General features: G+C 69.9%; 29 protein-coding genes and 1 riboswitch. Of the genes, 11 read left to right on the top strand and 18 right to left on the bottom strand.

Annotated features, from left to right (window positions below; genetic code table 11):
* Positions 1 to 19: 19 nt before the first annotated feature.
* Genes KV097_RS03675 through KV097_RS03655 form a run of 5 tightly spaced genes read right to left on the bottom strand, consistent with a single transcriptional unit; the run spans position 20 to position 2,644 of the window.
* Positions 20 to 748, bottom strand: a complete 729-nt coding sequence (locus KV097_RS03675) for a phosphotransferase (protein ID WP_220365102.1) — start codon at positions 746 to 748, stop codon at positions 20 to 22.
* Positions 748 to 1,308 (bottom strand): DUF664 domain-containing protein, encoded by a 561-nt coding sequence (locus tag KV097_RS03670; protein WP_220341741.1) that lies wholly within the window; start codon positions 1,306 to 1,308, stop codon positions 748 to 750. Before KV097_RS03670 ends, KV097_RS03675 begins: the two co-directional genes overlap by 1 nt.
* A 33-nt stretch (positions 1,309 to 1,341) precedes the next feature.
* Positions 1,342 to 1,791, bottom strand: coding sequence for an SRPBCC domain-containing protein (locus tag KV097_RS03665; RefSeq protein WP_220365101.1), 450 nt, complete (start codon positions 1,789 to 1,791; stop codon positions 1,342 to 1,344).
* Between the two features lie 44 nt (positions 1,792 to 1,835).
* On the bottom strand, positions 1,836 to 2,186 hold the full coding sequence (locus tag KV097_RS03660; protein ID WP_220365100.1) for a metalloregulator ArsR/SmtB family transcription factor: 351 nt from the start codon (positions 2,184 to 2,186) through the stop codon (positions 1,836 to 1,838).
* Complete coding sequence (locus KV097_RS03655) at positions 2,183 to 2,644, bottom strand: SRPBCC domain-containing protein (RefSeq protein WP_220345135.1); 462 nt, start codon at positions 2,642 to 2,644, stop codon at positions 2,183 to 2,185. Before KV097_RS03655 ends, KV097_RS03660 begins: the two co-directional genes overlap by 4 nt.
* A 137-nt stretch (positions 2,645 to 2,781) precedes the next feature.
* On the opposite strand from KV097_RS03655, the gene KV097_RS03650 reads away from it, so the two are divergent.
* Together KV097_RS03650 and KV097_RS03645 are read left to right on the top strand one after the other, a co-directional pair.
* Positions 2,782 to 3,366, top strand: a complete 585-nt coding sequence (locus tag KV097_RS03650; protein ID WP_220365099.1) for a DinB family protein — start codon at positions 2,782 to 2,784, stop codon at positions 3,364 to 3,366.
* A gap of 271 nt (positions 3,367 to 3,637) precedes the next feature.
* Positions 3,638 to 4,111 (top strand): hypothetical protein, encoded by a 474-nt coding sequence (locus tag KV097_RS03645; protein ID WP_220365098.1) that lies wholly within the window; start codon positions 3,638 to 3,640, stop codon positions 4,109 to 4,111.
* Positions 4,112 to 4,148: 37 nt separating this feature from the next.
* Here the strand turns inward: KV097_RS03645 and KV097_RS03640 are convergent, their stop codons facing one another.
* Entirely contained in the window at positions 4,149 to 4,595 is a 447-nt protein-coding gene (locus tag KV097_RS03640) for a PPOX class F420-dependent oxidoreductase (RefSeq protein ID WP_308289323.1), read from the bottom strand.
* 131 nt (positions 4,596 to 4,726) lie between these two features.
* On the opposite strand from KV097_RS03640, the gene KV097_RS03635 reads away from it, so the two are divergent.
* The 3 genes from KV097_RS03635 (at position 4,727) to KV097_RS03625 (ending at position 6,519) form a co-directional block, all read left to right on the top strand.
* Positions 4,727 to 5,287, top strand: a complete 561-nt coding sequence (locus tag KV097_RS03635; RefSeq protein ID WP_220365096.1) for a dihydrofolate reductase family protein — start codon at positions 4,727 to 4,729, stop codon at positions 5,285 to 5,287.
* A gap of 94 nt (positions 5,288 to 5,381) precedes the next feature.
* Positions 5,382 to 5,840 (top strand): DUF1992 domain-containing protein, encoded by a 459-nt coding sequence (locus KV097_RS03630; RefSeq protein ID WP_308289322.1) that lies wholly within the window; start codon positions 5,382 to 5,384, stop codon positions 5,838 to 5,840.
* Between the two features lie 34 nt (positions 5,841 to 5,874).
* Complete coding sequence (locus tag KV097_RS03625; protein ID WP_308289321.1) at positions 5,875 to 6,519, top strand: DedA family protein; 645 nt, start codon at positions 5,875 to 5,877, stop codon at positions 6,517 to 6,519.
* Between the two features lie 25 nt (positions 6,520 to 6,544).
* On the opposite strand, the gene KV097_RS03620 is transcribed toward KV097_RS03625, so the two are convergent.
* From KV097_RS03620 to KV097_RS03605, 4 genes are all read right to left on the bottom strand, one after another.
* On the bottom strand, positions 6,545 to 6,946 hold the full coding sequence (locus KV097_RS03620) for an adenylyltransferase/cytidyltransferase family protein (RefSeq protein ID WP_220341748.1): 402 nt from the start codon (positions 6,944 to 6,946) through the stop codon (positions 6,545 to 6,547).
* 62 nt (positions 6,947 to 7,008) lie between these two features.
* A complete protein-coding gene (locus KV097_RS03615; RefSeq protein WP_255559071.1) occupies positions 7,009 to 7,452 on the bottom strand; it encodes a hypothetical protein in 444 nt (147 codons plus the stop codon).
* The gene (locus KV097_RS03610) at positions 7,445 to 7,807 is read right to left on the bottom strand and encodes a hypothetical protein (RefSeq protein ID WP_220341749.1); all 363 of its coding nucleotides are present in this window, start codon (positions 7,805 to 7,807) and stop codon (positions 7,445 to 7,447) included. The genes KV097_RS03615 and KV097_RS03610 overlap by 8 nt, the downstream gene beginning before the upstream one ends.
* 7 nt (positions 7,808 to 7,814) lie before the next feature.
* On the bottom strand, positions 7,815 to 9,029 hold the full coding sequence (locus tag KV097_RS03605; RefSeq protein WP_220365095.1) for an acyl-CoA dehydrogenase family protein: 1,215 nt from the start codon (positions 9,027 to 9,029) through the stop codon (positions 7,815 to 7,817).
* A gap of 51 nt (positions 9,030 to 9,080) precedes the next feature.
* On the opposite strand from KV097_RS03605, the gene KV097_RS03600 reads away from it, so the two are divergent.
* The 6 genes from KV097_RS03600 (at position 9,081) to KV097_RS03575 (ending at position 14,418) form a co-directional block, all read left to right on the top strand.
* Positions 9,081 to 9,932 carry a formate dehydrogenase accessory sulfurtransferase FdhD gene (locus tag KV097_RS03600; protein ID WP_220365094.1) on the top strand — a complete coding sequence of 284 codons (852 nt, stop codon included), beginning with the start codon at positions 9,081 to 9,083 and terminating at the stop codon, positions 9,930 to 9,932.
* An 11-nt stretch (positions 9,933 to 9,943) separates the two neighbouring features.
* The gene (locus KV097_RS03595) at positions 9,944 to 10,729 is read left to right on the top strand and encodes an alpha/beta fold hydrolase (protein WP_220365093.1); all 786 of its coding nucleotides are present in this window, start codon (positions 9,944 to 9,946) and stop codon (positions 10,727 to 10,729) included.
* A 117-nt stretch (positions 10,730 to 10,846) separates the two neighbouring features.
* The gene (locus tag KV097_RS03590; protein WP_220365092.1) at positions 10,847 to 11,782 is read left to right on the top strand and encodes an ABC transporter ATP-binding protein; all 936 of its coding nucleotides are present in this window, start codon (positions 10,847 to 10,849) and stop codon (positions 11,780 to 11,782) included.
* Complete coding sequence (locus KV097_RS03585; RefSeq protein ID WP_220345143.1) at positions 11,779 to 12,534, top strand: ABC transporter permease; 756 nt, start codon at positions 11,779 to 11,781, stop codon at positions 12,532 to 12,534. Before KV097_RS03590 ends, KV097_RS03585 begins: the two co-directional genes overlap by 4 nt.
* A 28-nt stretch (positions 12,535 to 12,562) precedes the next feature.
* The gene (locus KV097_RS03580; RefSeq protein WP_220341755.1) at positions 12,563 to 13,786 is read left to right on the top strand and encodes a sensor histidine kinase; all 1,224 of its coding nucleotides are present in this window, start codon (positions 12,563 to 12,565) and stop codon (positions 13,784 to 13,786) included.
* Complete coding sequence (locus tag KV097_RS03575; protein ID WP_255559070.1) at positions 13,783 to 14,418, top strand: response regulator transcription factor; 636 nt, start codon at positions 13,783 to 13,785, stop codon at positions 14,416 to 14,418. Before KV097_RS03580 ends, KV097_RS03575 begins: the two co-directional genes overlap by 4 nt.
* 16 nt (positions 14,419 to 14,434) lie before the next feature.
* Here KV097_RS03575 and KV097_RS03570 read toward each other — a convergent pair whose 3' ends face one another.
* The 8 genes from KV097_RS03570 to KV097_RS03535 all read right to left on the bottom strand — a co-directional run bounded on the left by KV097_RS03570 (position 14,435) and on the right by KV097_RS03535 (position 22,546).
* Positions 14,435 to 15,781, bottom strand: coding sequence for a serine hydrolase domain-containing protein (locus KV097_RS03570; protein WP_308289320.1), 1,347 nt, complete (start codon positions 15,779 to 15,781; stop codon positions 14,435 to 14,437).
* Positions 15,778 to 18,663 carry an aminomethyl-transferring glycine dehydrogenase gene (gene gcvP / locus KV097_RS03565; protein WP_220365139.1) on the bottom strand — a complete coding sequence of 962 codons (2,886 nt, stop codon included), beginning with the start codon at positions 18,661 to 18,663 and terminating at the stop codon, positions 15,778 to 15,780. The genes KV097_RS03570 and gcvP overlap by 4 nt, the downstream gene beginning before the upstream one ends.
* 89 nt (positions 18,664 to 18,752) lie before the next feature.
* A riboswitch (glycine riboswitch) is annotated at positions 18,753 to 18,843 on the bottom strand.
* 54 nt (positions 18,844 to 18,897) lie between these two features.
* Positions 18,898 to 19,491: a MerR family transcriptional regulator gene (locus KV097_RS03560; protein WP_220341758.1), complete on the bottom strand. Its 594-nt coding sequence runs from the start codon at positions 19,489 to 19,491 to the stop codon at positions 18,898 to 18,900.
* Between the two features lie 125 nt (positions 19,492 to 19,616).
* Entirely contained in the window at positions 19,617 to 20,090 is a 474-nt protein-coding gene (locus KV097_RS03555; protein ID WP_220341759.1) for a bifunctional nuclease family protein, read from the bottom strand.
* Between the two features lie 10 nt (positions 20,091 to 20,100).
* A complete protein-coding gene (locus KV097_RS03550) occupies positions 20,101 to 20,826 on the bottom strand; it encodes a MerR family transcriptional regulator (protein ID WP_220345146.1) in 726 nt (241 codons plus the stop codon).
* Positions 20,823 to 21,293 carry an FHA domain-containing protein gene (locus KV097_RS03545; protein WP_220341761.1) on the bottom strand — a complete coding sequence of 157 codons (471 nt, stop codon included), beginning with the start codon at positions 21,291 to 21,293 and terminating at the stop codon, positions 20,823 to 20,825. The genes KV097_RS03550 and KV097_RS03545 overlap by 4 nt, the downstream gene beginning before the upstream one ends.
* Positions 21,294 to 21,409: 116 nt before the next feature.
* Positions 21,410 to 21,787: a glycine cleavage system protein GcvH gene (gcvH, locus tag KV097_RS03540; protein WP_220341762.1), complete on the bottom strand. Its 378-nt coding sequence runs from the start codon at positions 21,785 to 21,787 to the stop codon at positions 21,410 to 21,412.
* 15 nt (positions 21,788 to 21,802) lie between these two features.
* A complete protein-coding gene (locus KV097_RS03535; protein WP_220341763.1) occupies positions 21,803 to 22,546 on the bottom strand; it encodes a DUF881 domain-containing protein in 744 nt (247 codons plus the stop codon).
* Between the last annotated feature and the right edge of the window lie 3 nt (positions 22,547 to 22,549).

The raw sequence follows: 22,549 nt of genomic DNA, 5'->3' as shown, positions 1-22,549 counted from the left end.
ACCGTAGAGGTGGACAACCTCACCAGTCGAGCAGGTTCTGCGCGTCGTGCCGGTAAAGCACGGCGTGGTCGCTCAGCTCAGGCTTGCCGAGCCGCCGTGCCGCTTGATCGCTGAAGGCGGCCAGCGCGAGGAGGCGCCGGCGCACCATGAGGGTGAGCTCGGACAGAGGCCACTCGTCCCCGTAGGCGCACATCAGCCGCTGCGCGCGCTGTCGTCGTTCCGCAGGAGCGAAGCCGTCTCCCCAGTCGTCGGTGGTGAGAGGAAGGATGCGGTACGCGAGATAGGCGAGATCCCAGAGACGTGGTCCGGGAGAGGCCATGTCCCAGTCGATGACGCCGACGACCACGCCGGCACGGAAGACCAGGTTGTACGGGGCGAAGTCGTTGTGGCAGATCACGTCGGCCGGCTCGCGGGTGGGCGACCGCCACGGTCCCTCGACGCTCAGTCCGACGGTCGCGTCGTGAACCCGTCGTAACGTCTGAGCAGCCGACTCGAGCGCCGCGTCGCCCCAGACCCACGCAGGCATCGGAGAGGCAGGCACCTCCCCCTCGATGAAGCGGAGGACCTCGCGGCCGTCGTCGGTGACGCCGAGAGGAGCAGGCACTCCCCCGATGCCGGCGTCGTTCAGCTGGCGCAACAGGCGGTGCACGGCGGGAGTCCACTCGCCCGACTCGCGCATCACACGGTCACCGTGGCGCATCACCGTGCCCATGTTGCCGGCGAGGCGGTGCGAGGGACCGTCGGTCACTACTGCCCGACGCGGCCGTCGATGCACTCGCGCAGCAGGTCTGCGTGGCCACAGTGCCGCGCGTACTCCTCGATCCGCTGGGCCATCAGACCCCTCACGGTGGTTCCGTCAGGGACGAACCGCGCGCCGTGATCGGGGAACTGCGCGAGGAGCGCGTCGGTCGCCACCTGCTCTCGCGCGAGGTCGGCGTAGGCGGACTCGACGACCTCCGCGCTGGCGACTGCGTCGTCGAACGCCGCATCATCGTCGCCGTACAGCGTGGCGACCGGCTGCTCCGGCGTGATCCACGAGCGCCAGCTGCGCTCGACCTCGACGAGGTGACGGAGCAGTCCGAGCAGCGACATCGTGGAGGGCGGCACCGAGCGGCGGGCCAGCTGTTCGGTGTCGAGACCCTCGCACTTCATCAGCAGGGTCATGCGTAGCTCGTTGAGGGAGCCCTGCAACGTCGCTGCTTCGCCATCCGGGCTGGGCAGGTCGATGTCGCGCGGATCGCGGTGGGGATCCGCCCACATGTCGTCGTTGACGGTCGCTTCGGTCCACCGCTGGGGTTGATCTGCCATCCGACGAATGTAGTCCCCCAGATGCCGTACGTCTTAGTGCCAGTCGCTGATCTGTACGTCGCCCGGCGCTGGCGCCCCGTCCCCTGTCTCGACGAGCGACTTCAGGCTCAACAGGTACGACGCCCACTTCGTGCTGCAGTGGTGCATGAACTCGACGGGCTCCTTCCACCCCTCGTGCGAGAACAGCACGATCGTGTAGTCGCCGTCCTGGCGGAGGTCCCACGTGACCGTCGTCCCGATCCACTCGTCGGGACCGTCGGAGACCCGCCACTTGACCCGCTCGGGCGGTTCCACCTCGAGCACCTCCATGTCGAACCCTCCGATCGGCGGGAACCGGAACTCCACGACGCCCCCGGTGACGTCGGCGCTCCCCCGCGTGTCTTCGGTCCACCAGCCGGCGAGGCCCTCGGGCGTCGTCAGCGCGTCGTACACGGCTGCGGGGCTGGCGTCCTTGACGCCGACCCTGTGCAGGATGTCCACCATCGTCGTTCTCCTTGCTCTCGATTCGTGCTGGTCTGATTCGCGCCTCAGCGCTGTTGCGTGCGCTCGATCGCCTCAGCGATCCGCTTGATCCGTTGCAGACGGCCGTCCCAGGCGGTGCCGACGGCGTTGAGCTGTGCCACTGCCCGCTCGAGCTGCTTCTGGTCGACCCGGAAGTGCCGCTCGCGGCCGACCGTGGTTCCTCGGACGAGACCGACGCGGTCGAGCACCCCGAGGTGCTTGGCGACGGCCTGCCGCGTCACCGGGAGGCTCTCGCTGAGCGAGGTCGCCGTCGCAGCGCCGCTCGTGAGGAGCAGGTCGAGCATCCGCCGCCGGGTGGGGTCACCGATCGCGGACCAGAGGTCGTCGTCGACCTGGTCGTCCACCGCGACGCTCATCGCCGCGCCGTCAGCCTGGCGACGTACGGCGCGATCCGCGGGAGGTAGAAGTCCCAGCCGGTGACGTGCTCCCGATACTGGTTCTCGAGCACGGCGGCCTCCCAGCCCCGCTCGCGGAAACCGGTCTCGGTCATCCGGAGGAGGGTGCCGCCGTCCTTCGGTGTGAGATCGAAGGTCACCAGCAAGGAGTTGTCCTCCCCCGCCGTCGCGCCTGCGGGGTGCGTCCAACGGAACGTGAACTGTCGCGGAGGCCGCACGTCGACGACGGTGAACGCCACGACAACACCGTCGGCTGCTGGGTCGCCGAAGGTGATCTCCCCTGCCGACCCCGGGGTCGGCTCGTACTGCGCCTCGTCCGGCCACCAGTGCTTCAGGTGCTCAGGACTGCTCACGACCTCGAAGACCGTCTCCAGCGGCGCGTCGACGTAGATCTCGCGTTCGATCGATCCGAACTCCATGACATCCTCCTGCAACCTTTGGTTGCAGGACACGCTAGCGGGTGCACAGCAATCACGCAACCATCAGTTGCGCTTCCCGAGGATGCCGGTGTGGCCGGCCTCGCGTACACGAGCAACCCGTGGCAGTCTCATGCCGCATGATCGACGAATTCGCCAAGGCGAACCTGCACGGGAGGCTGGGGCGGGACCGCACCGCGCTGCTCTGGAAACTCGATGGCTTGTCTGAATATGACGCCCGCCGACCTTTGACAGAGACCGGGACCAACCTCCTCGGCCTGGTCAAGCACGTCGCCACGGTCGAGGCCAGGTATTTCGGTGAGATCTTCGACCGGCCTTCGCCGGAACCGCTGGGCCGGTGGCAGGACTCCGACCGCAGCGATCACTGGGCGGCCGAGAACGAGACGCGCGATCACATCGCCGGGGTCTACCGACGCGCGTGGAAACACTCGGACGCGACGATCAACGAGCTTGCCCTCGATACGCCCGGCCACGTGCCCTGGTGGCCGGAGGCTTCTGCGAACACGAACCTGTTCGGCATCATGGTCCATGTCCTTGGCGAGACCATCCGGCATGCCGGGCATGCCGACATCTTGCGCGAGGCGGTCGACGGCCGGACCGGGCTGCGCCCCGAGAACGAGCAGCCGATCGACGAGGAAGCCCGCCGAGCCCACTTCGCGATGGTCGAGCAGGTCGCCAGATCAGCCGCGCCAATCGAGGCCTAGGTGGACAGCCAGGCCGGCTGACATCAGCTCCCCTACCGGCGTCGTCGTCCAGCTCTGGCGCTGAGGTTCAAGCACGCATATCTCGTTATTGACCGGTCAAATGGGCGGTGATTCAATTCGGCAACCGGCGCAACCTCGTCGATGCCGATGTTCGACCGACTTTCGAAGAATCGCTGATTGGGGTGCCCGTGTCAGAGGTGGTCGACGAGCTCGCTCGTGCGAGCAACGAGCGAGCGGCAAGTCTCGGCTCCCAAGCTGAGGTCGAGTCGTCGTGCGAACAGTAGCCCGTTGGCTGCTGTTCAGCCTCATCTTGGCGATTGGCGGGGCTGCCGCGGGGTGCGGGCAGACTTTTCGAGACGAGGAGGGCGGGCTGTCGCCGGAAGAGTACGTCGCGTGCTCTGAACAGGTGTTCGTCGGCCATGTCACTGATGTCGTCGCTCGGGGTGAGTCGGGTGATGTGGATGTCTCGCTCGAGGTCGAAACCTGGCTGAAGCCGGCTAACGGGCCAACGACGGTTTCGCTGCGCGGCGTCGACGACCCCGACGACCCCACTACTCACTGGCGGGTAGGGCCAGAGCGGCGATTGGTTTTCGTTTCATTCGACGAACCTGAAGAATCGCGGATCGGCGATGACGGTGTCGCTCAGCTCGTTGGTGGAGACCTCGACGAGCTCGTCCAGGAGACCAAGGTCGACGTGCGTGACGCCATGCGGAACGAGACCACCTGCCCCCCAGTCACGCCGTGACGGTGAGCCACGCGGTCTCCGCCGTAGGAGACACGCCCTAGGCAGACGGTGTGCGTGAAGAGGCGACGGGTCCCGCCCACCCGTACACGCGCGAGAACCGCACGGTCACGAGCAGCCGTCTCTCGGCGACCATCGCCGCACGGAACTCGGCCCAGTCCGGATGTTCACCCCGTACGGCGCGGTAGTGATCGACGAGACCCTCGACCGCCGCGTCGTCGGGCGCCGCCGCGACCTGGCCCACCTCGGCCAGCCCTTCACCGACGGCGTACGCGGCCAGCCCTTCGGTGGTCACGTAGTAGCTTGCGCGCGGGTCACGTCGCAGGTTGCGCACCTTCGCTCGGTCGGCCCTCGTCGAGATCACGACGGCATCGGTCTCCGGGTCGTACACGTGGCCGACGTTGGAGAGCTGAGGGCGCCCGTCGCGCTTGAGCGTCACCAGGACTCCGCGCCAGGATCCGGTGAAGATGTCTCGGAGCTCCGTCACACGGCGATCCTTCCACACACCCACTGGCGGACCGAGCGAAACTCGCTGCTGTGCCAGCCTCGGGCCCGCACCGATGACTTTGCCGCCTTCGCCATGTCCTCCCTGCCCGACCACCATGCCGAGGAGGCTCCATGCGAGACCTGTACGCGTTCCTGCTGACGTCCGTCGACGGATACCACGCCGACGCCGATGGCGGCACGGACTGGTTCAACGTCGACGACGAGTTCGAGGAGTACTCACGCGCCCAGGGCGAGCACATCGACGCGATCCTGATGGGACGCGTCACCTTCGAGATGATGGCGAGCTTCTGGCCCACGCCCGAGGCGTACGACCAGGACCCGGTGGTGGCCGGATTCATGAACGACCTGCCCAAGGTCGTGGCCTCGCGCACCATGACCGAGCACCCGTGGGGGCCGACGACCTTCGTCGCCGACGACGTCGCCGAGCACGTGCGTGCGCTCAAGGAGGCGCCGGGCAAGGACATCGCGATCTTCGGCAGCTCCAGCCTCGTCGCCGAGCTGCTGCCGACCGGGGTCATCGACGAGCTCCGGATCATCGTCGATCCTGTCGCGCTCGGTCGAGGGATCCCGGCGCTGGCGGGCCTCGCCAAACCCGTCCCCCTGAAGCGCACGGGTCTGCAGGCCTTCGCCAACGGGCACGTCGTCCTGACCTACGTGCCCGTGCGGTCCTGAGTCAGACCGAGATGCTGACCGGCAACGTCGCGATCCAGGCGATCGCGCCGACCAGGGCACGACGCCGACTACCCTGAAAGTCGGAGGTGATCACGTGAACGACCGTGACCGCGCCCGGCGGCGCAACGCCCACAGCGACGATGACGCGGAGGCGTTCGCCGTCCAGAAGGCGTCCTTCGTCGACCAGCAGATCCGGGCCGCGATGGCACGCGGTGCGTTCGACGACCTGCCCCTCCACGGCAAACCGATCCCCGGTCTCGGCGACACCCACGATCCGGACTGGTGGGTGAAGCGGCTGATCGACCGCGAGGACATCTCGGGTGCGCTGCCCGAGGCTCTCCAGCTGCGCAAGGACGACAGGGCTCTCGACGTCGTCCTGGACCGGTTGGGGTCCGAGAAGGCCGTGCGCGTCGCCGTCGAGGCCTTCAACAGCCGGATCGTCGAGGCTCGTCGGCAGCTCCGCGGCGGACCGCCGGTGATCACCCCGACCCGCGACGTCGACACCGAGACGCGGCGTTGGAGGGAGCGGAGGCGCGCACGGAGGAGTGCGTGAAAGAGGCCGCGGCACGCGTCGCTAGGCTGGGCGCGTGAGTGACATCGGAGGGATCGCGGGCTTCGCAGCCGACCTGATGGAGTGGTTGGGTGCACCTGGGGCCGGCCTTGCCGTCGCCCTGGAGAACATCTTCCCGCCGATCCCGAGCGAGGTGATCCTGCCGCTCGCGGGATTCACCGCCAGCGTCGGCGACATGAACCTCGCCGCCGCCCTGATCTGCACCACTCTCGGCTCGATCGTGGGCGCGCTCGCGCTCTACGGGATCGGCCAGGCGTTCGGACGTGACCGGCTGTACGCGGTGGTGGCCCGCATCCCTCTGGTGAAGGTCACCGACGTCGAGAAGACAGAGGCGTGGTTCGCCAAGCACGGAACGAAGGCCGTCTTCTTCGGCCGCTTCATCCCGATCTTCCGCAGCCTCATCTCCATCCCGGCCGGACTCGAGCGGATGCCGCTGCGGATCTTCCTGACGCTGACCGCGCTCGGCAGTGCGATCTGGAACACGCTCTTCATCATGCTCGGCTACGGGCTGGGCTCACGCTGGGAGACCGTCAGCGACGTGGTCGGGACCTACTCGAAGGTCGTCCTCGTCGCGGCAGTGCTCGTGGTCGTCGTCTTCGTGGTTGTCCGCGTCGTCCAGCTGCGGCGTCGCCAGCGGGCAGGCCTGTCCGAGGAGCCCTGAGCCCGCGGCGCGCCAGCGCGTCGAGTCAGCGCGTCGAGGTGATGTGCTCGATCAGTGCGGTGGTCGAGACCGAGGGTGTGCGCGGGAAGTAGACGACCTCGCAGAGGTTGGCGAACTCGTCGAAGCGGCCCTTCCAGTCGTCGCCCATCGCAAGGACGTCGGCATCGAACTGGCGGATGTAGTCGCCCTTGAGCTCGAGGCTCTCCTCGACGAACACCTCGTCGACGCAACGCAGCGAAGCGACGATCTCGAGCCGCTCGTCTTGGGAGAAGACGGGCGCTCGGCCCTTTTTGCGGACGTTGAGCGCATCGGCGGAGACACCGACCACCAGTCGGTCGCCGAGCTCGGCGGCTCGCTCGAGGATGCGGACGTGCCCGACGTGGAACACGTCGAACGTGCCGAAGGTGATGACGGTGCGCTCGTTCACGCGACGAGGCTACCGCCTGGTCATGACGCCCGACGTGGCGGTCCAGAGACTCCGGGCAGTGCTCATCGGTTGCGGGAGCGCGTACGGAGCAACCACCAGAGTCCGACGACGGGCAGGACGAGCGGTACGTAGCCGTAACCGGCGCCGAACTCCGACCACACGGTCGCGTCCGGGAACAGCTCCGGGTCGAGGACCGTCAGCGTGCCGACGACGAGCACGCCGACCAGCTCGACACCGATCGCCACGGCCGCGACCTTGGTCGACGTCTCACCGCTGCGGGCGAGAGCAACCGTCGCGACCACGTACACGACCGCCGCGAAGGCCGACAGAAGGTAGGCCAGCGGCGCCTCGTCGAACTGCAGGGCGAGCTGGACACCGGATCGCGCCGTCGCCGAGATGGCGAACACCGCATACACGGCGACCAGGACACGCCCGAAGCCCGAGGCCGTACGCGCGCGCGTCGGTTCGTCGGCGGGAGACGGGACAGGCTCGCTGTGCTCAGGCATGGCCGTTCCAGATCTGGACGAGACGAGCGACGAGGACGGCGACCGTGAGCATCCCGACGACGACCACGCCAGTGCCCCAGCGGGTCTTCTCGGCGACGCCCCAGATCACGGCCGCCGGCGGGATGAGGACACACGTCAGCAGGTATCCGACGAACGTCACGCCCTCGACGTCACGCCCTGTGTTGGCGAGCGCGACGCACCCGGCGACCGTCTGGACGACGACCAGGACCTCGAGGGCAGCGGCGGCGTAGAAGAGCGGGTTGTCCACCGGGCGGTCGCGGACAAGGAGGAACGCTGCGTATCCGGCGACGGCGACGGCTGCGAGCGCGACGAACCAGGCGAACCAGAGAGCCACGGGCGGGTCAGCTCTGGGACGGGCGGAAGGCGGCCTGCCCGGTGAGAGCCTGACCGACGATCAGCGTGTGCATCTCGGAGGTGCCCTCGTAGGTGAGGACCGACTCGAGGTTGTTCATGTGGCGGATGACCGGGTACTCCAGCGAGATGCCGTTGGCGCCCAGGATCGTGCGCGACGTGCGGCAGATCTCGAGTGCCTCGCGGACGTTATTGAGCTTTCCGTAGCTGACCTGCTCCGGCCGCAGACCGACAGTGTCCTTGCGGCGACCGAGGTGCAGGGCGAGAAGGATGCCCTTGTTGAGCTCGAGCGACATGTCGGCGAGCTTGGCCTGCGTGAGCTGGAAGCCGGCGATCGGCGCCCCGAACTGGGTCCTCGTGCCGGCGTAGGAACGCGCGGCCTCGTACGACGAGCGCGCCGCGCCCATCGCGCCCCACACGATCCCGTACCGGGCTTCGCTCAGGCACGACAGCGGGCCGCGCATGCCGGTGACCTCGGGCAGGACCGCGTCGGCGGGGAGCCGGACGTCGTCGAGGACGAGCTCAGCGGTGACCGACGCCCGCAGCGACATCTTGTGCTTGATCGTGGTGCCGGTGAAGCCGGGTGTCTCGGTCGGGACGACGAACCCGCGCACGCCGCGTCCGCTGCCGGCCTCCTCCGTCTGGGCCCAGACGACGGCCACGTCGGCGATCGAGCCGTTCGTGATCCACATCTTGGTGCCGTTGAGGATCCAGTCGCCGCCGGCGTCCTGGCGGGCGACGGTGCGCATGCTCGCAGGGTCGGACCCGGCGTCGGGCTCCGTGAGCCCGAAGCAGCCGACAGCCTCACCCGAAGCCATCCGCGGGAGCCAGGTCTGCTTCTGGTCCTCGCTGCCGAACGCCCAGATCGCGTACATCGCGAGCGACCCCTGGACCGAGACCATCGAGCGGATGCCCGAGTCGGCGGCCTCCAGCTCGAGGCAGGCGATCCCGTACGCCGTCGCACTCGTGCCGGCGCAGCCGTAGCCGTCAAGGTGCATCCCGAGGAGCCCGACCTTGCCGAAAGCGCGCATCAGGTCGCGCGCAGGCAGGTCACCGGTCTCGAACCACTCGGCGACGTACGGGTCGACCTCGCTGGCCAGCATGCTGCGTACTGTGTCGCGGATCGCGATCTCCTCCGGCTGGAGAAGATCGTCGATGCCGAGCGGGTCGTACGGGTCGAGCGTGGGCGGACGACGGTTGCTCATGGCCCCGATGCTAGTCCCGGGACCCACGCAGACGGACATAGGCTGGGGCGCATGACCGCTCCTACCGCACGCCGGCGCGTCGTCGAATGGGTCGACGGAGCCGCGCGCGCTCGCGAGGACCGGCTCATCACCGAGGAGCCGCTCGAGATCCGCGTCGCGACACCGGGTCTCCCCGATCGCCGCCTCGGGGTGACGATGCGGACCCCGGGCCACGACTTCGCGCTCGCCGCGGGTCTGGTCCTGGCCGAGGGCGTCGTCCGTGGGCGCGACGACATCGCCGGCATCGCGTACTGCACCGATGCCCGCCTCACCCAGGAGCAGCGGTTCAACGTGGTGACGGTGGCACTCAGCGGGGCGCCGGCACGTACCTGGCAGGAGCGCTCGCTGCGAGCGACGTCGGCGTGCGGGGTGTGCGGCACCGACTCGCTCGACGAGGTCGCGGACCTCGTCACGCGTCTGCCTGACCACCGCCGACCGCACCGGTGGGAGCCGACCGCGCTCGCGGCGCTCCCCGACCTGCTGCGGACCCACCAGCGCCACTTCGACCGTACGGGCGGGGCTCACGCTGCGGGGCTGTTCCATCCCGACGGCACGGTGGTGGTGGTCCGCGAGGACGTCGGCCGTCACAACGCCGTCGACAAGGCGGTCGGTCACACGCTTCTCGAGGGCAATCTCCTCGACGGCACCTCCGACGGTCTGGCGCTGTGCACGAGCGGCCGGATCGGCTTCGAGATCGTCCAGAAGGCCGCGGTCGCCGGAGTGGCGGCGGTGGTCGGCGTCGGCGCCCCGACCACGCTCGCAGCACGGTTGTGCGACCAGACCGGGATGACGTTGGCCGGATTTGCTCGTGACGGACGTGTCGTCGTCTACGCGCAGGGAGACGAGACACCGGGGCAGGCCTAGACTCCCTCCTCGTGCACACCGATCCCACGAAGCCACACGTCGTCATCGCCGCGGCGATGGGCGTGCACTCCCGCTACTACCGCGAGCTCGCCGACGAGCTCGCGGTCATCGGCTGGAGTTCCTGCATCCTCGCCGCACGCGGCGTCGACCGTGACACCGAACGACCGTCCCGTGAGAACGACTGGGGGTACGCCGACCTCGCCTCGGCACTCGGTGATCACGTCGCCCGCGTCCGCGACCAGCACCCCGGCATCCCCGTCGTCCTTCTCGGACACAGCCTGGGTGGGCAGGTGGCGCTCGGACACCTGCTGTCGGGTGGCGATGCCGACGGACTCGTCCTCGCAGGAGCCTCCGAGCCCTACTTCCGGCGGTACGGAGGCCGGGGCTGGGGCCTCTGGGGCCTCGCCGCCGCCGTACCGTCGGTGACGGCGGCCTACGGCTACTGGCCGGCCTGGGGGTTCGGGGGCCCGCAGCCCAAGACTTTGATGCGGGAGTGGGCGCGGCTGGTGCGTCGCCGCCGGTTCCCCTACCCCGAGGGACCCCTTCCGCACGACGCGCTCGATCTGCCGACCTTCGTCCTCCAGGTCGAGGGCGACGAGCTCTCGGTCCCCCGCGCCGCCCGAGCGCTCGTGCGTGCCGTACGGGAGGAGTCGGTGACGTGGTGGGACTACCGCCGAGCCGACGCTCCCGCCGGGACGGAGATCGACCACCTCGCGTGGGCGAAGGCGCCCGCGCCGGCCGTGGCCGCGCTGCAGGACTGGTGGTCACGGGAGCGCGCCGCCGCCACCTCCCTCTGACCCTGGGGAGCCCGCGCGGGCCGGCGGGCAACTCGCGTCCGTCGGCACCGACCGGCGGACCGAGGTCCAGCCGATCGGCTGATGCGCCGACGTCACGCCAGACGGTGGGATGGACCTATGACGACGACATCAGCGCCCGCCATCGAGGTTCGTGGTCTGCGCAAGACGTACGGCCCGGTGGTGGCCGTCGACCACGTGGACCTCAGCGTGTCCGAGGGGGAGATCTTCGGCGTGCTCGGGCCGAACGGGTCGGGCAAGAGCACGACGGTCGAGTGCATCGCCGGGCTCCGCCGGCCCGACGCGGGCACGATCCGCGTGCTCGGACTGGACCCGGAGAAGGACCGCGACGCGCTGAAGCGCACGGTCGGGGTGCAGCTCCAGAGCGCCGGCCTGCAGCCGAAGCTACGCGTCCGCGAGGCGCTCGACCTGTTCGCCTCCTTCTACGACGACCCCCGTGACCCCGGCGAGCTGGCCGAACGACTCGGCCTCACCGAGCGGATGGACCACCCGTGGCGCAAGCTGTCCGGCGGTCAGCAGCAGCGGCTGGCGATCGCGCTCGCTCTCGTCGGGCGGCCGCGGGTCGCACTCCTCGACGAGCTCAGCACCGGGCTCGACCCGGCCTCGCGCAGGGAGGTCTGGAAGCTGGTGGAGGAGGTGCGCGAGGAGGGCACGACCATCCTCCTCGTGACACATCTGATGGAGGAGGCGCAGCACCTGTGCGATCGGATCGCGCTCGTGCAGCAAGGGCGGATCCTCGTCGCCGACACCCCCGACGGGCTGATCAGCCGTACGGCGGCGCCGCTCGTGATGTCCTTCGGGACCGCCGTTCCCCTCGATCCCGCCCTCCTCACCGATGTCGCCGGTGTCGCCGACGTGATGGAGCGCGCCGAGCGGGTCCAGGTCGCCTGCGACGACAGCGCGGTGCTCCTCGTGCTCGACCGGCTCCGCGACGCCGGCGTCCGGCCCGAGCACCTGCGGATCACCGAGTCCTCCCTCGACGAGGCGTACCTCGACCTCATGACAGACGCCGACGAGAAGGAGACCGTCCGATGAGCACCGCCACGACCTCCCCCACCACCGCGATGCTGCGGACCGAGTCCCGGCTCATGCTGCGCGAGCCGGGCGCGATGTTCTGGATCGTGCTCTTCCCGACCATCCTCCTGTCCATCCTCGGTGCGATCCCGTCCTTCCGGGAGCCGGACGAGAGCCTCGGCGGGATCCGCGTCATCGACCTGTACGTGCCGATCGCCATCTTGCTGTCGGCGATCATGGCGTCGCTGATGTCCATGCCCACGATCATCTCGGGGTATCGCGAGAACCAGGTGCTGCGACGGTACGCGACGACTCCGGCCAGGCCGACGCAGATCCTCATGGCCCAGTGGGTGCTGCACGGTGCCGGCATCCTCGCGGGATCGGTGCTGGCGATCGGCGTTGGCCGTCTCGTCTTCGACGTCGCCCTGCCCGGCGCGCCGCTGACGTACCTGGGGATCTTCGTCCTCGTGGTCCTCGCGAACCTGTCGACGGGTGGGCTCATCTCAGGACTGGCACCGTCGACCAAGGCGTCCGCGGCGATCGGGACGGTCGTGTTCTTCCCGTCCATGTTCACCTCGGGCGTCTGGCTGCCGGTCACCGTCCTGCCGGGCCTGCTGGGCGACATCGTCGCGTTGACGCCGAACGGCGCGGCGGCGCTCGCGCTCGACGAGGCGGCGGCGGGTCGGACACCGGAGCTGCTGCACGTCGTGGTGCTGCTCGTCTGGACGGTGGGGCTCGGGTCGTTGGCTGCGCGATACTTCCGTTGGGAGTGAACCGGATGCGACGGGCGACGGAGTGCACATGAACGACCTCTCGGCACGGATCGAGCGCCGGTGGAGCGTCCTCCTCCGGTACGGGGCGTATCCCCTCCTCGTCCTGTCGCTCGCCCTCGCCGTCCCGCTCGCCCAGGCGGTCGGGACGGCGGACCGGCTCCCGCTCCTGGCCGCGCTCACCGTCGTCGCGGGGCTCGCCCACTGGTGGTGCGTCTCCCGGCGGTGGCAGGAGCCGCTCGACGACTGGCTCGGAAAGGCGTACGTCGTGGCCCGTACGGGCCTCGCGTTCGTGCTCTCCTGGCTGAACCCGTTCTTCAGCATCTACGCGTCGATCGGCTACTACGACGCCTCGGTGTTCCTTCGCAAGCGCGCCACGTGGGCGGTCCTGCTCGTCACCGCGGCCACGATGGCGGGGGCGCAGTCGGGCGGTCTCCCGCCCCAGAGCGCGGGCCAGGCGGCCGCGTTCGCCGGGCTGTTCGTGCTCAACGCCGGTCTCGTCCTCCTGTTCACGGCGATCTCGCACAACGAGTCGGACCTTGCTGAGGAGCGCTCGACGACGATCACCGCGCTCGAGGAGGCGCTGCGCGAGAACGCCGCCCTGCAGGAGTCGCTCACAGCGAGGGCGCGCGAGGCCGGCATCCATGAGGAGCGTGAGCGTCTGGCCGCCGAGATCCACGACACCATTGCCCAGGGTCTCGCCGGGATCGTGACGCAGCTCCAGGCCGCCGAGGACAGCCCCGACGACGCCGCGGCCGCCGCACACCGCAAGCGCGCCGCGGAGCTCGCCCGTGCCTCCCTCGAGGAGGCACGGCGCTCGGTCCAGGCCCTCAGCCCTGCCGCGCTCGACCATCTCGACCTCGTGGACGCGGTCCGTCTGCGCACCGGCGAGTGGTCGGCGGAGACCGGGGTCGACACCGAGCTCGTGGTGACGGGTACCCCGACGCGGGTCGACGCCGCCGCCGAGGCCGTCGTGCTCCGCGTCGTCCAGGAGTCGTTGACCAACGTCGGACGGCACGCGCGAGCCTCGCGGGTCGGCGTGACGCTCTCCTACACCGACGACGAGACCATCCTCGACGTGCGCGACGACGGCCGAGGGTTCGACGTCTCCCGGGTGGTCGGCGGTGACGGCAGAGGGTTCGGGATCATCGGCATGCGGCGGCGCGCCGAGCGGGCGGGCGGGGCGCTGGTCGTCGAGTCGGAGCGCGGAGGTGGGACGGCGGTCTCGCTCCGCATCCCGTCGGAGGCACCATGATCGAGTCCGTGCTCCGCCTCGTCCTGGTCGACGACCATCCTGTGGTCCGCGACGGTCTGCGCGGCATGCTCGAGGGGGCGGGCGAATTCGCGGTCGTCGGCGAGGCGTCCGACGGACCGGCAGGTGTGAGACTCGCGATGACGCACCGGCCCGACGTCGTCCTGATGGATCTGCGGATGCCGGGAGGGGGCGGGGTGGACGCGATCTCCGCGCTGCACCAGCGGGGATTCGCAGGGCGCATCCTCGTCCTCACCACGTACGACTCCGACCGAGACATCATGGCGGCCCTCGATGCGGGGGCTACCGGCTATCTCCTCAAGGACGCCCGCCGCGACGATCTCTTCGCGGCGATCCGCGCCGCCGCACGCGGTGAGTCGGTACTCTCCCCCGCGGTGGCGACCCGCGTGGTGTCACGCGTCCGCTCCCGGTCGCAGGAGCTGAGTCCGCGCGAGGCGGAGGTCCTGGCCCTCGTCGCGAAGGGCCGCCCGAACCGCGAGATCGCGAAGACGCTCTTCGTGAGCGAGGCCACCGTCAAGACGCACCTCGGGCACGTCTACGAGAAGCTCGGCGTCAAGGACCGCGCCGCCGCCGTCGCCACCGCGTACGAGCGGGGCCTCCTCGGCGGCTCCTGACGCCGGGCGGCTGCCGTCAGGCGCCCGGGATCGGGACCGACGGGTCGTACGGGACGCGGGTGTAGCAGAACGTGCCGATGTCGAGGTGGCTGATCGTGCGGTCCTCGCGTCGCACGACCTGGAGGGGCTCCCCCAGCGAGTAGCCGCTGAGCCCGATCCAGCGATCGACTCCGTCGGGCGCGAACGTGAACGCCCTGCCCCCGTCGGCGGCCAGCACGAGGACGTTGCCGTCGTAGGCCATCGTGAACGGCTGGTGACCCCAGTGCCAGGTGCCGAGGAGCTCACGGACGCCCTCGGGCAGCTCGCGGGTCGGTGTCCACTCCGGGGCGATGACCGGCTCGTGCGCAAGGACGGTCTCGATCAGCGTGCGCGGCAGCTCGCCCACGTCCAGTCCGTACGCGGTGTTCGCCAGCACGACGGCGCCGACGCCGCTGTCACGGTCCACGTACGCACCGGCGAGGAATCCAGGCATCGATCCGCCGTGACCGACCAGGACGCGCTCCCCCGCAACCGACAGCCGCAGGCCCAGCCCGTACGCGCCCGCGCCCTTCTCGTCCGGGTCGGCAGACTGCGGCGTGGTCATCGCGGTGATCGCGTGATCGCTGAGCAGTGTCGGGCGGGCGAGCTCCCCGAGCCACCGGCACAGGTCGGCCGGTGTGCTCCAGAGCTGGCCTGCCGGGGCCATGGCGCCGGTGTCCTGGAGCGGCTCGGCGACGAGCATGCCCGTGAGGGCCTCGACCGAGTAGCCGTCCGCGTGCGGTGCAGCAGCGGCGTACGTCGTGCGGGACATGCCGAGCGGAGCCAGGATGCGCTCGGTCAGCACGTCCGCCCACGGCGCGCCGCGAAGCGCCTCCACCACGCGGCCGAGGATCGCGTAGGAGAGGTTCGAGTAGTGGTACCGCTCCCCCGGCGCGAGGACGCGCGAGGCGTTGGCGTTCGCGCCCACCAGCGCCTCGTAGGAGCCACCGGGGCTGCGCTCCCACCACGGGCCGGCGGGCTCCGCCGGCAGACCGGCCGCGTGCGAGAGCAGGCCACGGATCGTGGCCTCGGCGAAGGGACCCTCGGGGACGTACATGGCGACGGGGTCTGCCAGGTCGAGCGCGCCTTCGTCAGCCAGCTGCATCACGAGCGCAGCGGTGAGCGTCTTGGTGAGGGACCCGATGCGGTACTGGGTCGCGGGAGCCGGTCGCGCGGTCTCTCCGGCGCGCACCGACGTCCCCCGCGCGCCGTGCCACACGACCGACCCGTCGCGGACGACGGCCGCGCTGAGGGACGGCGCGCGGCTGGTCGCCTGTGCCGACGCCACGGCGGCGTGGAGGTGGAGAGCGGTCGGAGGGAGGACGGGGTCGGTCTGTCCGGTCACTCCGCGAATGCTTCCGGAGGCGGGCATGCGCACGCAAGGTTGCGGTCGCCGTAGGCCTGGTCGATCCGGGCGACCGTCGGCCAGTACTTGTCGACGTGGCTCCCGGTCGGGAAGGCGCCGAGGTCACGGTCGTACGGGCGGTCCCACTCACCTGCCAGCGCCTTGAGCGTGTGCGGAGCGCGACGCAGCGCGCTCTCCCCCAAGGCCACCTCGCCCCGCGCGACGGTCTCGGCCTCGGCTCGGATCGCGATCATCGCCTCGCAGAACCGGTCGATCTCGGCCAGCGACTCCGACTCCGTCGGCTCGACCATCAGCGTGCCGGCGACCGGGAAGCTCATGGTGGGAGCGTGGAATCCGTAGTCGATCAGCCGCTTCGCCACGTCGTCGACACTGACGCCGCTCGCCTTCGTCAGCGGGCGGACGTCGAGGATGCACTCGTGCGCGACCAGCCCGTGGTCGCCGGCGTACAGCACGGGGAAGTGCTCACCGAGGCGGTGCGCCACGTAGTTCGCGTTGAGCACGGCGACCGAGGTGGCCTCGGTGAGTCCCTGAGCGCCCATGAGGGCGACGTAGGCCCAGGAGATCTGCAGGATCCCGGCCGAGCCGTACGGGGCGGAGCTGATCGCCCCGATCCCCTCGCGGTCCTCGGCGAGCGGTGCCATCGGGTGGCTCGGCAGGAACGGCTTGAGGTGCTCGGCCACCGCGACGGGACCCACACCGGGTCCGCCTCCGCCGTGCGGGATGCAGAAGGTCTTGTGGAGGTTGAGGTGGGAGACGTCGCCGCCGAACTCACCCGGTTTGGCATGCCCGAGGAGCGCGTTGAGGTTGGCACCGTCGACGTACACCTGGCCGCCCGCACCGTGCACCACGTCGCACAGCTCGGTGATCCCGTGCTCGTAGACGCCGTGGGTCGACGGATAGGTGACCATGATCGCGGCGAGGTCGTCGGCGTGCTCGGTGCACTTGGCGCGCAGGTCGGCGAGGTCGACCTCGCCGTCGTCGGCAGCCTTGACCACGACGACGCGCATGCCGGCCATCACCGCCGACGCGGCGTTGGTCCCGTGCGCGGAGGATGGGATCAGGCAGACGTCACGGTGCACGTCGCCGCGGCTGCGGTGGTAGCCGCGGATCGCCAGCAGCCCTGCGAGCTCGCCCTGCGACCCGGCGTTGGGCTGCACCGACACCGCGGCGTAGCCCGTCACCTCCGCGAGCCAGGACTCCAGCTGCTTGACCAGCCGCAGCGTGCCCTGGGCGTCCTCGCCGGGAACGAACGGGTGGAGGTCGGCGAACTCCGGCCAGCTCACCGGCTCCATCTCGGTGGTCGCGTTGAGCTTCATCGTGCAGGAGCCGAGCGGGATCATGCCCCGGTCGAGCGCGTAGTCGCGGTCGGCGAGCCGCGTCACGTAGCGCAGCATCTCGGTCTCGGAGTGGTGGGTGTTGAAGACCGGGTGCTCGAGGAAGCCGCCCTCGCGCTCGAGTGCCTGCGGCAGGGAGTCGCGGGCGGCGGCGTCGATCGCGGGCAGGTCGAGTCCGTCGATCCCGAAGGCCTCCCACACCGCCTCGAGGTGCGACGGCGTCGTGACCTCCGAGGTCGAGATCGCCACCTGGTCGGCGTCGACGCGCCGTAGGTGGATACCGCGGGCCCGGGCTGCGCTCACGACGTCGTCGGACCGGCCGGGGACCCTGGTGAGGACGGTGTCGAAGAACGTCTCGTGCACGACCTCGACGTCACCCGCGCGCAGCCCTTCGGCGAGCACGGCCGCGGACCGGTGCACCCGGTAGGCGATCTGCCGCAGGCCCTCGGGCCCGTGGAAGACCGCGTACATCGACGCCACCACGGCGAGGAGCACCTGCGCCGTGCAGATGTTGGACGTCGCGCGGTCGCGGCGGATGTGCTGCTCGCGGGTCTGCAGCGCGAGCCGGTACGCCGGGCGGCCCTCGGCGTCCACGGACACGCCGACCAGGCGGCCGGGCAGATGGCGCTCGAGCCCGTCCTTGACGGCGATGAACCCGGCGTGAGGGCCTCCGTAGAACATCGGCACGCCGAAGCGCTGGCTCGAACCCACCACGACGTCGGCGCCGAGCGACCCGGGCGAGGCGAGGAGCGTCGACGCGAGCGGGTCGACGGTGACGACCGCGAGACCGCCACGCTCGTGCACGGCGGCGATGACGTCGCTGGGATCGACGATCGCGCCGTCGTGGCGAGGGTAGGCGACGAGCGCACCGCAGAGGTCGACGTCGGGAAGTCCCCCGGAGAGGTCGGCCTCGACGAGCGGGATGCCCATCGCCTCGGCACGCGTACGGACGACGGCGAGCGTCTGGGGAAGGCAACCGGTGTCGACCACGAACGGCTTGGTGGCGTTGGCGCGCACGGCCCGGCGCGTCAGCGTCATGGCCTCGGCCGCCGCCGTGCCCTCGTCCAGGAGCGAGGCGTTGGCGGTCGGGAGCCCGGCGAGGTCGGCGACCATCGTCTGGAAGTTGATCAGGGCTTCGAGCCGCCCCTGCGAGATCTCGGGCTGGTACGGCGTGTACGCCGTGTACCAGCGGGGGTCCTCGAGCACGTTGCGACGGATGACCGCCGGTGTGACGGTCGGGTGGTAGCCCAGACCGATCATCGCGACACCGGGGTTGTTCTGGTCGGCGAGCTGGCGAAGCGCGCCGGTCACCTGCGGCTCCGACAGCGCCGGCAGCAACGACAGGGTCTCGCCGAGACGGATCCCCTTGGGTACGGCTGCAGACATCAGGTCGTCGAGGCTGCGATAACCCAGCGCCTCGAGCATCGTCGCCTGCTCGGCGGCGTCAGGGCCGATGTGGCGGGTGGCGAACGGTGCTGCGCCGGCCAGCTCGGACAGCGTGGGCCGTGCTGGCCCGGAAAGGGACATGGACTGGTCGCTCATCGGCGATCTCCCGCAGGCTCGGGTGGGTCGGTCAACCCTCCCCCTCTGTCACGCGTCGTCACGCTTCAGAGTGCCTGGGTCACGCGGTCCTGGTGCCTGAGAGGTTCCGGGGAGGAATTGCCCCTTCGGCGCCGCGACGCTCGCGGGCTCTCCCGCGTGACGTGTTCGGCCGTACCCGGCCAGGCTAGCACCGCCGGGCCGGACAGCGGAGGCCGTGCGTCAGCCGACGCGACGCGCCTTGCGGCGCGCAGCCAGCTCGTCGTCGGGATCGGCCCCGGTGACGATGCGCTCGCTCGGAAGGTCGGAGAGCGTGCCCTCGATCTCGCGCCAGACCCCACCGATCGCGATGCCGAAGACACCCTGGCCGCCCTGGAGCAGATCGATGACCTCGTCGGCCGAGCGGCACTCGTACACCGACACTCCGTCGCTCATCAGGGTCACGCTGGTCAGGTCGTCGGTGCCGCGCTCACGGAGGTGCTGGATCGCCGTGCGGATCTGCTGGAGCGAGATGCCGGCGTCCAGGAGGCGCTTGATGATCTTGAGCAGGAGCACGTCGCGGAACGAGTAGAGCCGCTGGGTGCCCGAGCCGCTGGCATCCCGTATCGACGGCTCCACGAGCTGCGTGCGCGCCCAGTAGTCGAGCTGCCGGTAGGTGATCCCCGCCGCCTTGCACGCGTTCGGCCCACGGAAGCCCGTGTCCTCCGGGACTCTCGCCACGTCGTCGTCGAAGAGGAGGCCCTGATCGCTGGCCGCCTCACGCGCCGCGGCGACACCCTCGTCGTGCTGGGTCGTCGAGTTCTGCTTGCCGCTCACCGGAGCCTCCGTCTCGCACCATCATCTGCCCGTTCAAAGTAGGGCCGCTCCCCCGGGGGGTCAACGACATCGGCCGCGACTCGCCGGGATGACCCTGAACCTCGAGTCCAGGATGACTTTTGGGGTCAGGAACCTCCCTGCTCGAAGTCCTCGGGCGTGATCTCGTCGAGGAACTCTCGGAACTTCTCGACCTCTTCCTCCTCCTCGTCAGGCACACCCACCGAGGACTCGGTCAAGACGTCCTCGTCGCAGTAGATCGGCGTGCCTGTGCGCAGCGCGAGCGCGATGGAGTCGGACGGGCGCGCCTCCACCTCCGCGCCCGAGGCGAAGACCAGGACGGCATAGAAGACGTGGTCCTTGACCTCGGTGATGCGCACCTCGGTGAGCTCGTCCCCGAGCGCCTCGATGACCTCCTTGAGGAGGTCGTGCGTCAACGGCCGGGGCGGCACCACACCCTGCTGGGCGAAGGCGATCGCCGTCGCCTCGACCGCACCGATCCAGATGGGTAGGTAGCGCGGCCCCGAGACCTCACGGAGCAGCACCAGAGGATTGTTGGTGGGCATCTCCACCCGAACGCCGACAACATCGAGCTCCCGCACGAGACTCAGCCTACCCCCGGTGGCGCAGTCCGTTCTTGACGAGCATCGTGTGGAGCAGCACCGAGAGCGACGCGATGTTGCGCGCGGTCTCGTCGGCCCTTGCCGCAGACTCCGGATCGCGCCGCCGTCGCAGGGGCTCGACGATCTGCTCGAGCATGCTCACCTCGCGGTCGGCAGCGGTACGGATCGAGCGCAGGTGCCGCGGCTCCAGCCCGAAGGCCGCGAGCTCGCCGAGCGTCTTGGCGATCACGACGTCGGCCTCGGTGAAGTGTCCGGACGAAGGGGCGACCAGACCGTACTGCTCCGCCTCGTCCAGCAGATCCTCGTCGATCTCGGACGCCTGCAGCAGCTCGGAGCGTCGGAACCGGATGTCCTTCGGGCTGCTCGCGAACGTGTCAGGCCCAGGCAGCCCGTCCGAGGACATGATCACCCGTGGCACCTGAAGGGTCCCCTCGTCGTCGGAAGAGAGGATCCCCCGGTCGAGGTCGTCCAGCTTCTGCCGGATGACCTTCAGCGGCCAGTACGTGTCCCGCTGCACGCGCAGCACGAGGTGCAGGCGCTCGACGTCGGCCCGGGAGAACTTCCGATAGCCCGACGGCGTCCGCTCCGGCTCCACCAGGCCCTCGGTCTCGAGATAACGGATCTTGGAGATCGAGATGTCCGGAAAGTCCGTACGAAGCTCGTCGAGCACCTCCCCGATGCTCAACCGCGCGGCGTTCGGCGCGGCCTGGGTCACGAAGCGGTGCTCCCCGCGGCGCTCGGGTAGTAGACCAGGCGGAACTTCCCGATCTGCACCTCGTCGCGGCTGCTGAGCAGGACGTCGTCGATCCGGTCGCGGTTGACGTAGGTCCCGTTGAGGCTGCCGACGTCGCTCACGGTGAAGCCCTCCTCGGTACGCCGGAACACGGCGTGACGCCGCGACACGGTCACGTCGTCGAGGAAGATGTCACTGTCGGGGTGACGTCCCGCCGACACCTCTTCGGTGTCGAGGAGGAAGCGCGAGCCGGCACTCGGCCCCCGCTGGACGACCAGGAGGGCCGAGCCCGGCGGCAGCGCATCGAGCGCCGCCGCGTCGTCCGCACTCAACCCACCGCCCGACCCGAGGTCGGTGTCCGACGTCGGGGGCAACGAGATGGTCGACGTCGTCTCAGACGGGCTCTCGGGGACGTCCTGGTTCGGCTCGTCCTCGTTCGTGCGCGACATTGGCGGGGATCCCCTTCGCTACTCTCAACCGGTGCTTCAGGTTGACGACTGTTGCATGAAACCTACGTGCCCGCCGTGGGGCGGTCAACCGACACACGGGACCACGGCGGGGCCGATCAGGACTCGGTCGCCGCCCCGTACGCGGCGGCGTCCATCAGACCGTCGAGCGCCGCCGGATCGGCGACCCGGACCGTGATCAGCCAGCCCTGGCCGTAGGGGTCGGCGTTGACCGTCTCCGGGCTCGCCTCGAGCGTATCGTTGACCGACACGATCTCGCCGGTGACCGGCGCAAAGAGGTCGCTCACCGACTTCGTCGACTCGAGCTCTCCGATCACCGCGCCCGCCTCGACCGTGTCGCCGACCGCCGGCAGCTGCAGGTAGACGATGTCTCCCAGCTGGTCCTGCGCGTAGTCGGTGATCCCGATCGTCGCGGTGTCGCCGTCGAGCCGGATCCACTCGTGGTCGGCGCTGTACTGGAGGTCTTCGGGGATCACGGTCACTCCTCGTCGTCAACGTGCGGGCCGAGCGTACTCGGCCTCGCGCTCCTCGGCCAGTGCGGTGATCTCGAGGGACTTCGTCTGCTCGACGGCGACGTCGCCACCGAGTGCCTCCACCTGGTCGACGAGCCCGCCTCGGAACACCACGGCCTGGTCCAGCGTATGGGAGTCGCCGATCGCCTCGATCACGAAGGGTCGCTTCACCTCGCGGCCGTCGATGCGGACCCCGCCCTCGGGCGAGTCGGTGACGTAGGACTGGGCGACGACCCGGACCACGCCGTTGACCTGGATCGACTCTGCCCCGGCGTCGCGAAGCTCCTCGATGGCGTTGAGGAGCGTGCTCGCCCCGACCGTGGAGTCAGGGTCCTCGATCGTGATCACGACGCCTGGTCCGACGGTCGGTACCGTCCCCGCCAGGATGGCCAGCGTGTCGGCCGCCTTGCGGGTCTCCTCGATCGCGGCCTGGTTGCGCTCGGAGCTCTGCTGGAGACGTCGTTGCGTCGCGGACAGGTCGGCGCGCTGCTGCGTCAACCGGTCTTCGGTGCTGTCGAGGGTCTCGAGGAGGTTCACGAGCTCGTCGCGGCGCATGCCGGCGTAGCCGTCGTCGTTGGCCGAGCGGACCTGGGTGACCGCAGCGAATCCCAGCACGAGGAACAGCGCGGCCACGACCCACTGGCCGCGGGTCGGACGCCCGGTGAGGGCGTGCCTGACGCGCGCCCAGGCCTTCGCCGAGTCGGGTGCCTGGCGCTCACTCATGAC

The sequence above is a fragment of the Mumia sp. zg.B17 genome (assembly GCF_019550915.1).
Classification (GTDB): domain Bacteria; phylum Actinomycetota; class Actinomycetes; order Propionibacteriales; family Nocardioidaceae; genus Mumia.
This window is presented reverse-complemented; position numbering and strand designations above follow the sequence as displayed.

Coding starts and splice junctions, on each gene's coding strand:
- KV097_RS03670 (WP_220341741.1), bottom strand. CDS start 1,308: ATGGCAGATCAACCCCAGCGGTGGACCGAAGCGACCGTCAACGACGAC.
- KV097_RS03665 (WP_220365101.1), bottom strand. CDS start 1,791: ATGGTGGACATCCTGCACAGGGTCGGCGTCAAGGACGCCAGCCCCGCA.
- KV097_RS03660 (WP_220365100.1), bottom strand. CDS start 2,186: ATGAGCGTCGCGGTGGACGACCAGGTCGACGACGACCTCTGGTCCGCG.
- KV097_RS03655 (WP_220345135.1), bottom strand. CDS start 2,644: ATGGAGTTCGGATCGATCGAACGCGAGATCTACGTCGACGCGCCGCTG.
- KV097_RS03650 (WP_220365099.1), top strand. CDS start 2,782: ATGATCGACGAATTCGCCAAGGCGAACCTGCACGGGAGGCTGGGGCGG.
- KV097_RS03635 (WP_220365096.1), top strand. CDS start 4,727: ATGCGAGACCTGTACGCGTTCCTGCTGACGTCCGTCGACGGATACCAC.
- KV097_RS03615 (WP_255559071.1), bottom strand. CDS start 7,452: ATGCCTGAGCACAGCGAGCCTGTCCCGTCTCCCGCCGACGAACCGACG.
- KV097_RS03605 (WP_220365095.1), bottom strand. CDS start 9,029: ATGAGCAACCGTCGTCCGCCCACGCTCGACCCGTACGACCCGCTCGGC.
- KV097_RS03600 (WP_220365094.1), top strand. CDS start 9,081: ATGACCGCTCCTACCGCACGCCGGCGCGTCGTCGAATGGGTCGACGGA.
- KV097_RS03590 (WP_220365092.1), top strand. CDS start 10,847: ATGACGACGACATCAGCGCCCGCCATCGAGGTTCGTGGTCTGCGCAAG.
- KV097_RS03585 (WP_220345143.1), top strand. CDS start 11,779: ATGAGCACCGCCACGACCTCCCCCACCACCGCGATGCTGCGGACCGAG.
- KV097_RS03580 (WP_220341755.1), top strand. CDS start 12,563: ATGAACGACCTCTCGGCACGGATCGAGCGCCGGTGGAGCGTCCTCCTC.
- KV097_RS03575 (WP_255559070.1), top strand. CDS start 13,783: ATGATCGAGTCCGTGCTCCGCCTCGTCCTGGTCGACGACCATCCTGTG.
- gcvP (WP_220365139.1), bottom strand. CDS start 18,663: ATGTCCCTTTCCGGGCCAGCACGGCCCACGCTGTCCGAGCTGGCCGGC.
- KV097_RS03545 (WP_220341761.1), bottom strand. CDS start 21,293: ATGTCGCGCACGAACGAGGACGAGCCGAACCAGGACGTCCCCGAGAGC.
- KV097_RS03535 (WP_220341763.1), bottom strand. CDS start 22,546: ATGAGTGAGCGCCAGGCACCCGACTCGGCGAAGGCCTGGGCGCGCGTC.